We start from the raw sequence: 9,148 nt of genomic DNA, 5'->3' as shown, positions 1-9,148 counted from the left end.
GAGCGGAACCATAAGCCGCCGTGACCGCAGAAGCGGATATGCCCCCACCCCCACCCCCAGCAGAATCACCCTCCCACCCCCCACCCAACGCCGTATACAAATTCACCTCCGCCACCAACTGCGCCAACCGATCAACAATCAACGCCTGCTGCGAACTGAACAACGACCGCTGCGCATCCAGAAACACCAGATTACTGTCCACCCCACTGCGATACCGGTGCTGAGCCAGGTCGTAATACGTCTGGTTGGCCCGAACAAAATCCCGCTGCGCCGCCAGTTGCTCGTTATACGTTTGCCGCGCCGCCAGCCCGTCCGAGACTTCCTGGAACGCGGTCTGAATCGACTTCTCATACTGCGCGACATAAATGTTCTTCTGAATCTTCGCGTAATCCAGGCTGGCCCGCAGGCTGCCCGCATTGAAGATCGGCAGATTGATCTGCGGCTGGAACCCCCAACTCCCCGAGCCCCCCTGAAACAATCCCGACAGATCCTTACTCGAGGTGCCCGCGTTGGCCGTCAGCGTAACCGAAGGAAAAAACGCCGCCCGCGCCGCGCCAATATTCGCGTTGGCCGCCTGAAGCTGATACTCGGCCTGCACAATATCCGGCCGCCGTTGCAGCAGGTCCGACGGCAACCCGGCCGGCACCCGGGCTACCAGGTCGTCGGACAGCGGCTGTGCCGGCAAAGAATCCGGCACCGGCCCACCCACCAGCAACGCCAGGCTGTTGAGGTCCTGGGCCACCTGCCGCTGGTAGCGCGCAATGCTTGCCCGGGTACTTTCGACGCTGGTCTGGGCCTGGATCACATCAATCGACGTCGCCTTGCCCGCCGTTTTACTGCGCGACGTCAGACGCAGGCTGTGCTCGTCCGAGGCCAGCGTCTGCCGGGCCAGGGCCAGCAGTTCCTGGTCGGCGCGCCAGGTCAGGTAAGCGTTGGCGACGTTGGCCACCAGGCTCAGTTGCGCGCTGCGCCGAGCTTCTTCAGTGGCCAGGTATTGCAGCATCGCCTGCTCACTGAGGCTGCGTACACGGCCGAAAAAATCCAGCTCGTAGGCGCTGACGCCCAATGTCGCCGAATAGGTAGAGGTGATCGCAGACTTGCCGGTGGTAGTGGCGCGCCGCGGGACTTTCTGGCGGTTTTCGGCACCCGTGGCAGACACCGCCGGGAACAGGTCGGCACGCTGGATGCGGTACTGCGCCTGGAACGCTTCGACATTCAGCGCCGCCACCCGCAGGTCACGGTTATTCACCAGGGCCTGGCCAATCAACTGCCGCATCACCGGGTCACGGAACAACTGTTGCCAGTCAGGCCCGGCGGCCGATGGCCCCACCCGGTCCGCGTTATACACCGGGTAGTGCGCCGGGGTCGGTGCCTCGGGCCGCTGATAGTCCGGGATCAACGAACACCCGCCAAGCACACACGCCACGCCGAGCATCAGTTTTTTCATCACGCGCCAACCATCCATTTGGCCAGGCCATGCCGGCCACTCACGCCCAGTTTGGCCGCCGCGCGCTTGAGGTAGGTTTCGATGGAGCTGTTTTTCACGCTGAGTTTCTCGGCCATCTGCGGTACGGTTCCGCCGGTCAACAACCCCAGGCAAACCTCCTGTTCCCGCGCCGATAAGGTGATGTCACTGAGTGACAGGCGTTTATAGAATTCGCGCTGCAATTGCGACTGCTCCAACGGAGTTTTAGAGGGCTCGGGCGCTACCGGCGGGGCCTGTCGATTGATCTGCGCGTGGCGCTCGATCAACGGCAGCAAGGTTTCCGAAAGGCTCTTGAGAAACGACAGCTGCGCCAGGGAAAAGGCGCGTTGGGTGTGGGGCCGGTAGAACGAAATCACGCAGCGCCGATTGGCCTGGCGCGATACCAGGTTGCACTGATGGGAGGTGCCGCGGGTGTGGGTGCTGTCGGCCTTGGCATTCATCTGGATCAACAGCGGGTCGTTCATGCCGAGCATTTTTTTCAGCAGCGGATGATCGTCGCGGTGATGCAGGGTGCGCGGTGGCGGCAGGTCCTGCTTCAACCCGTCGCTGCCAAGTAACTTGATATCGAGCACGCAGGCCTGGTGCTCGTCGAGGGTCCATTCACTGAGGTCCACCAAGTGAACCGGTACCAGCTTGTTGACCAGTTGCAGCATGTTCGCTGCGAAGTGTTCAGTGCCGGTGCTTGAAATCAACTCTCCCAACTCGAAATAAAAATGCGGATTTTCCATATTCCGAATACTGCTGGTCAGACTCATAGCCATCTCATCCTTGATGTCGAAAACCGTCAACGGTTGCCCGTACGTGTGCAGGCCTCCCGTTCTCCTTGAACCTGGGTCGGTGCTCGAGGCTTCATTTAGCCACGTGGACTTGTCCTACGTATGTAGCGGAAACGAGGGACACAACCTGCCATAAAAAGCGCGCCATTATTTCGTCATTTCCGACAGGGATATAGGCTGAAGCTGCAGGGTAAAAGGATTTTAGAGTTTGTTAACTAGTTGATATAAAACATATTTACTCAATTTTCTCGAAATGCCCGGCTATATGGCATCGGCCAGATGTAGCCAATCTCTTACATCCATTTAATCGTTTCAGCACTGAACCATCAGCCAACCCCGGCGCGGTACCCGGGCTGTCCGGGTTTCGGGTGACATACGGCCCTCCGGGGCGATGCTTAAATCCCGTTGATTTCGCCTCAATGGGGCGTTGTGCGCCTTATCGACACCTCACATGAGAAGGATCTTATGACGTATTTCCCCCTGACCGCCGCCCAGCGGGATATCTGGCTCGACCAACTGCGCCTCGGTGACTCGCCGCTGTACAACATCGGGGGTTATATCGAACTCACGGGCACCGTGAATCCCGCATTGATCCAGCGAGCCATCGAGCACCTGGTGGCCAAGCACGACGCATTGCGTACGGTGTTGCAAGTGGCGGCCGATGGCTTGCCACGGCAGGCGTTTGCCGAGGCCATGGCGGTATCGGTGCCGCAGCATGACGTCTCGCGCCAGCCGGATCCCCGCGCGGCCGCCGAGGCCTTGTTGCAGGCGCAGATGGCGCGAGCCTATGCGCTGGTCGATGAGCCGTTGTTCCGCTTCTTCCTGGTCAAGCTCGATGACCAGCATTACCGCCTCGGCACCCAGGCTCACCACCTGATTCTCGATGGCTGGGGCTTTGGCCAGATGCTGCAATCCCTTGCAGGTATCTACAGCGCCCTGGAGCAGGGCCGGCAGCCGGACCTATCGGCGCCGTCCTATATCGACTTCATCGACAACGATGAACGCTATCGCGAGTCGGCCCGTTACGCCCGGGACCGCAGCTACTGGCTGGACAAATACCAGGCGCTGCCAGAGCCGCTGCTGACGCGCCGTTACCAGGCCAAGGGCGAGGCACCGAGCAACACCCTGGTAGCACCGTTTCCGGCGGCGCTGCTCAATCGCATGGCGCGGGCGGCGAACCATTACCAGGCGTCGGCGTTCCATGTGTTATTGGCGGCGATGTACCTGTACTTCAGCCGCACCGGCCAGCGCCAGGAGTGGGTGGTGGGGCTGCCGATACTCAACCGTTCCAATGCACGCTTTCGTTCGACCCTGGGGCTTTTCACCCAGGTCAGTGCCGTGCGCTTGCAGTTCAGCGACGACCTGCCTTTCAGCGCCCTGGTGCGTGGCGTGCGCGACCAGCTCCAGCAGGATTTCCGACATCAACGTTTCCCGCTGAGCGAGATGAATCGCGAGCTGGGTTTGTTGCGCGCCGACCGCGGCCAACTGTTCGACCTGTCGGTGTCCTATGAGCAGGACGACCATGAATTTCGCTACGGCCAGGCGTCGGCCCGGGCGATCAAGGTGTCCAACCACCATGAGCCGTTGCCGCTGGCGATTCACTTGCGCAGCAATCGCTACCACGACACGGCGTGCCTGCACTGCGTCTACAACGAGGCGTACTTCCAGGCACACGAGGTGCAGGCCCTGGCCGATCGCCTGGTGTATGTGCTGGAGCAGGGGCTGGAAAACACCGCGCTGCCCCTGGCTGACTTCTCGCTGATAACGCCCGAGGAAACCGCGCAGTTGCAACGCTGGAACGCCACCGCCCAGGCCTATCCCGCAGCGCAAACCCTGCATGGGCGCGTCGAGGCCCAGGCCGCGGTGACGCCGCATGCGGTGGCGGCGGTGTATCAGGGGCAGCGATTGACGTATGACCAATTGAATCAACGGGCCAATGCCCTGGCGCGGCAGCTATTGGTGCTCGGGGTAAAGCCCGACGACCGTGTGGCGATCGTCGCCCGGCGCGGCCTGGAGACGCTGGTGGGCTTGCTGGGGATTCTCAAATCCGGCGCCTGTTATGTCCCGGTGGACCCGGCCCATCCTGCCGAGCGCCTGCACTACCTGCTCGATGACAGCGCGCCGGTGGCGGTGCTGACGCAGACGGATTTGCTCGAGCGTCTACCGGTATTGAGCGTGCCGGTCATCAATCTGGATCACGCCACGGCGCAGTTGGCGCGCAACCCGCAAGTGGCGATGACACCCGCCAACCTCGCTTATGTGATCTACACCTCGGGCTCCACCGGCCTGCCCAAGGGCGTGATGGTGGAGCACCACACCGTGGCCAACCTGGTGGACTGGCATTGCCAGGCCTTCGATTTGCACGCGGGCAGCCATACCGCCAGCGTTGCCGGTTTCGGGTTTGACGCCATGGCCTGGGAGGTCTGGCCAGCGCTGTGCGTGGGCGCGACCTTGCACTTGCCGCCGGCCCACGACGGCGCCGAAGACATCGACGCGCTGCTGGCCTGGTGGCGCGCGCAACCACTGGACGTATGCTTCCTGCCCACGCCGGTGGCCGAGTATGCGTTCAGCCAGAATATTGAACACCCGACTTTGCGCACGCTGCTGATTGGTGGCGACCGCCTGCGCCAGTTCAACCAGGCGCGCAGTTTCGCGGTGATCAACAACTACGGTCCCACTGAAGCCACCGTGGTTGCCACCTCGGGCCTCGTTGAGGCCGGGCAGGCGCTGCACATCGGCAAACCCATCGCGAATGCCGCGGTCTACCTGCTGGATGAGCAACAGCGGCCGGTGCCCATCGGTACTGCAGGCGAGTTGTACGTCGGCGGGAAAGGCGTGGCGCGGGGCTATTTGAACCGCCCGGACATGACCGCAGAGCGCTTCCTTGATGACCCATTCAACCCAGGCCGCATGTACCGCACCGGCGACCTGGCGCGTTGGCTGCCGGATGGGAATATTGAATATTTGGGCCGCAACGACGACCAGGTAAAAATTCGCGGCGTGCGTATCGAGCCGGGGGAAATCGAGTCCGCCCTGGCGGGTCATGAAGGGGTCACCGAAGCGGTGGTGCTGGTACGCGAGGGGCAGCTGTTGGCCTGGTTCACCGAGCATGCGCCGGTAGCGATTGAAGCGCTTCGCGCCCATCTTAAATCACGCTTGCCGGATTACATGGTGCCGCAGGCCTACGTAAAGCTGGACGCGTTGCCCCTGACGGCCAACGGCAAACTCGACCGCAAGGCCTTGCCGGCACCCGGTGCCGATGCATTTATCAGTCGAGTCTACGAGGCCCCAGAAGGTGCTACGGAAATCGCCCTGGCGCAGATCTGGGCCGACGTGCTGCACGTCGAGCAAGTAGGGCGGCATGACCATTTCTTCGAGTTGGGCGGCCATTCGCTGTTGGCGGTCCAGTTGGTGCAGCACATGCGCCAGGTCGGGTTGCAGGCCGACGTGCAGGTGCTGTTCGGCCAGCCGACCCTGGCCGCACTGGCGGCAGCGGTCGGCCAGGGCACCGAGCTTGAGGTGCCGGCCAACCGTGTTCCGGCAGGTTGCCAATTGATTACTCCGGACCTGCTGGCGCTGGCCGAACTGGACCCGCCGACGATAGAACGCATCGTCGCCGCGATCCCCGGCGGCGCCGCCAATGTGCAGGAGATCTACCCGCTGGCGCCGTTGCAGGAAGGCCTGCTGTATCACCACATCACCGACGAGCGCGATCCGTACCAGCAACACGCGATGTTCAGCTTTGCCCGCCGTGAACAGCTGGAAGCGTTCGCCCAGGCGCTGCAACAGGTGATCGACCGCCATGACATCCTGCGCACCAGCCTGGCGTGGGATGCCCTCGAACAACCGATGCAAGTGGTGTGGCGCAAGGCGATTCTGGACGTGCAATCGGTGGCCCTCCAGGGGGACTCAATTCTCGAACAACTGCGCGAACGCCAGCGGCCACTGGACTTGCGCAAGGCGCCGCTGATGGCCCTGGATTACGCCGAAGACCGGCAGAACCGCCGTTGGGTGGGCATGCTGCGTTTCCATCATCTGGTGAACGACGCCACTTCCACGCAAGTACTGATGGCGGAAATCCAGGCTCATCTGCTTGGCCAGCAACAGCAATTGCCGGCGCCGGTGCCCTATCGCAACGTGGTCGCCCAGGCCCGGTCGGCGGAACGCCAGGCCGGGCACGAAGCGTTCTTTCGCGAGCGGCTGGCGGATGTCGACGAGCCGACCCTGGCCTTCGGTTTACAGGAACGCCAGGCGGATCGCCGTGACACCGAGGAAGCCGACGTGCTGCTTCCCGACGCACTCGGCCAGTTGTTGCGCGAGCAGGCCCGCACCTTGGGTGTCAGCGCGGCGAGCCTGTTTCATCTGGCGTGGGCCCAGGTACTGGGTCGCGTCTCGGGCCGTGACGATGTGGTGTTCGGTACGGTTCTGCTGGGACGCCTGCAGGCCGGTGAGGGCGCGGACCGTGCCCTGGGCATGTTCATCAACACCTTGCCACTGCGGGTACGCCTGGCCGGGGTGACGGTGCGCGAGGCGATCAGGCAGACGCAGCAGCAACTCAGCGCCTTGCTCGCCCACGAGCAAGCGTCCCTGGCGTTGGCCCAGCGTTGCAGCGGCGTCACACCGCTGTTCAACAGCCTGCTGAATTACCGGCATGTCTCGGTCGAGGCACTAGAGGTGCTGCAGCCCGGCATCGAATTGCTGAGCAGCGAAGACATCCTCAGCTACCCACTGATGCTGACGGTGGACGACCTGGCCAGCGGTTTCCGGCTCAAGGCCAAGGCGCCCCGCAAGGTCGGTGCCCAGCGCCTGCTGGACTACCTTGGCACGGTGCTGGCGGGATTGGTGGAGACGCCCGAGGCGCCGCTGTTCGATGTGCAGGTGCTGCCCGCGACCGAACTGCAACAGCAACTGGTGGACTTCAACGCCAGCGAAACCGACTACCCCGTGGACCAGACCGTCCACGCCCTGTTCGAAGCCCATGCCCGGCACACACCTCACGCGATGGCGGTGCAGGCCGGTGAGCAGCAACTGACTTACCGCCAGCTCAACGAGCGCGCCAACCGCCTGGCCTATCACCTGCGCGAGCGCGGCGTGCAGCCGGATTCGCGGGTGGCCTTGTGTGTCGAGCGCGGGTTGGACCTGGTGGTGGGCTTGCTGGCCATCCTCAAGGCGGGGGGCGCCTATGTACCGTTGGACCCGGGCTACCCTCGCGAGCGTCTCGCCTACATGCTGCAAGACAGCGCGCCGGTCGCCTTGCTGGTACACGGCGCGACCCGGGATTTGCCGGGGGAGGTGTCGATACCGGTGATCGACCTCGACCACGGCGCCTGGCAGCAGGCGCCTGAAGGCAACCCGCGAGTGCCGGGGCTGAGCGTACGCAACCTGGCGTACGTGATGTACACCTCCGGCTCCACCGGCACGCCCAAGGGCGTGATGATCGAGCATCGGGGCCTGGGCAACCTGATGCACTGGGGCTCGCAACTGTGCCCGAATGCCGAGGGTGGCGCGTTGTTGCAGCGGGCGCCGTTCAGTTTTGACGGTTCGGTGTGGGAGCTGTTCTGGCCGCTGACCAATGGCATGCGCCTGGTCCTGGCGCGTCCCGATGGGCACCGTGAGCCGGCGTACCTGGCGCAGGTGATTCGTGAGCAACAGGTCAGTGTGATCAAGTTTGTGCCGGCGATGTTGCAGCAGTTTCTGGAGCTGGAGGAGTCTGCGCTTTGTACCAGCCTTACCGACGTTTTATGCGGTGGCGGGGAGCTGACAGAGGCCTTGGCCCGTGGGGTTCAGGCGCGGTTGCCCAAGGTGCGCTTGCATAACGTCTACGGACCGACCGAGGCGACGGTGGACAGCAGTGCCTGGACGCTGGAGCCGGGTGCGCCGGTGCCGGGGGTGCAGTTGCCGATTGGGCGGGCCATCAGTAATACCCGGCTTTACGTATTGGATGAGCATGATCGGCCGGTGCCGCTGGGGTGCAGTGGGCAGTTGCATATCGGCGGGGTGGGCGTGGCTCGCGGGTATCTGGGGTTGGCGCAGATGACGGCGGAGCGGTTTATCGATAGCCCGTTTGTGGCGGGGGATCGGTTGTATCGCACGGGGGATCTGGTGCGGTATTTGCCGGACGGGAATCTGGAGTTTCTGGGGCGCAATGACTTTCAGGTGAAGCTGCGTGGGGTGCGGCTGGAGCTGGGGGAGGTTGAGGCACGGTTGGCGGCGCATCCTGCATTGCGCGAGGTGGCGGTGTTGATTCGGGATGAGCGGTTGGTGGCGTATTTCACTGTTCGTGATGCGGTGCCGGGGCTTGAGGCGTTGCGCAGTTACATGGTGGAGGGGTTGCCTGAGTACATGGTGCCTTCGGCGTTTGTGCGGGTGGAGGTGTGGCCGCTTAATCCGGCGGGGAAGCTGGATCGCAAGGGGTTGCCGGAGCCTGGGGTGGAGGCGGTGTTGAGTCGCGCCTATGAACCGCCTCAGGGGGAGGTGGAGACGGTGATTGCTGGGGTTTGGGCGCAGGTGCTGAAGCTGGATCGGGTGGGGCGTCAGGATCATTTCTTTGAGTTGGGGGGGCATTCGTTGTTGGCCGTGGGGGTGGTGGCGCGGCTGCGTAAGGCGGGGTTGGAGGTGGATGCCCGGTCGTTGTTCAGTCAGCCGACGGTGGTGGGGTTGGCGGGGGTGGTTGGGAAGCGGGTGGAGCGGGTGGAGGTGGTGCCTGCTTTGGGGATTCCGCAGTTGGGGCGTAGACGTAGGATTTGAGTGGTGGTGTGGTGTGTATATCCGTTATTTAGGTAACGGCCACCTATGGTTCCGCTCTTACAGCGGCTCACTTTGGAAAAGCCCGGAATGCCGGCCCAACCAAAAGTAACCAAAAGGGCTTTGACTCACCACTCGATGC

3 protein-coding genes are annotated in these 9,148 nt (G+C 63.1%); 1 reads left to right on the top strand and 2 read right to left on the bottom strand.

Annotation, left to right across the window (positions count from 1 at the left end; all coding sequences use genetic code 11):
* The coding region (locus HX839_RS25935) for an efflux transporter outer membrane subunit (RefSeq protein WP_256344763.1) at positions 1-1,447 on the bottom strand (1,447 nt) is incomplete at its 3' end.
* Positions 1,447-2,241 (bottom strand): helix-turn-helix transcriptional regulator, encoded by a 795-nt coding sequence (locus HX839_RS25930; protein ID WP_008430236.1) that lies wholly within the window; start codon positions 2,239-2,241, stop codon positions 1,447-1,449. The genes HX839_RS25930 and HX839_RS25935, both read right to left, overlap by 1 nt.
* Before the next feature lie 486 nt (positions 2,242-2,727).
* Here HX839_RS25930 and HX839_RS25925 point away from each other — a divergent pair, with 486 nt between their 5' ends.
* Positions 2,728-9,009 carry a non-ribosomal peptide synthetase gene (locus HX839_RS25925; RefSeq protein ID WP_177067913.1) on the top strand — a complete coding sequence of 2,094 codons (6,282 nt, stop codon included), beginning with the start codon at positions 2,728-2,730 and terminating at the stop codon, positions 9,007-9,009.
* Positions 9,010-9,148: the final 139 nt, after the last annotated feature.

This window comes from Pseudomonas sp. I8001 (assembly GCF_013385345.1).
GTDB lineage: Bacteria > Pseudomonadota > Gammaproteobacteria > Pseudomonadales > Pseudomonadaceae > Aquipseudomonas.
This window is presented reverse-complemented; position numbering and strand designations above follow the sequence as displayed.